At 39.2% G+C, this 525-nt stretch carries 1 protein-coding gene; it reads left to right on the top strand.

Going from position 1 to position 525, the window contains the following annotated elements; genetic code table 11:
* On the top strand, nt 1-525 hold a 525-nt coding region (locus tag ADA55_RS09670; protein WP_048682684.1), incomplete at both ends, for an IS110 family transposase.

Raw genomic sequence — 525 nt, 5'->3', positions numbered from 1 at the left:
TTTTTAGAATTTCTAAAAGAAATTGAAGAGGTGACAGGGCAAATGCCTATGGTCATTTTAGAATCTACAGGGCATTACCATTCTCCTGTTATTCAATACCTGGAGGAACAAGGGATTCCATATATCTTACTAAATCCGATTATTTCTTATCAGGCAAAGAAGTCCAGCTTACGGAAGGTAAAAACGGACGCTATCGATGCGTACCAGTTGTGTGTGCTGTATTACAAAGAGGATTTAGAACCTCATAAAATTAGAGGAATTCAGCTATTAGACCTTCGGAATTTGTCCAGACAACGGGAAATCGTAACGAATATGTATGTGGAAGCTAAACTTCAGTTTCACACGATTTTAGATCAAGTGTTTCCTGAATACCGAAAGGTTTTTTGGGATCTATATTCAAGGGTTTCTTTATTGAAATTAAAGGAATATCCCACTTCAGAGGCGGCATTAGCAGCCGGGGAAAGTAAACTAGCACAGAGTGTTATAGAGTTCTGTCCTAGCAGATCGGGTCAATGGGCATGGGAA

Origin of the sequence: Bacillus sp. 220_BSPC (genome assembly GCF_001054655.1) — a bacterium.
GTDB lineage: Bacteria > Bacillota > Bacilli > Bacillales > DSM-1321 > Peribacillus > Peribacillus frigoritolerans.
This window is presented reverse-complemented; position numbering and strand designations above follow the sequence as displayed.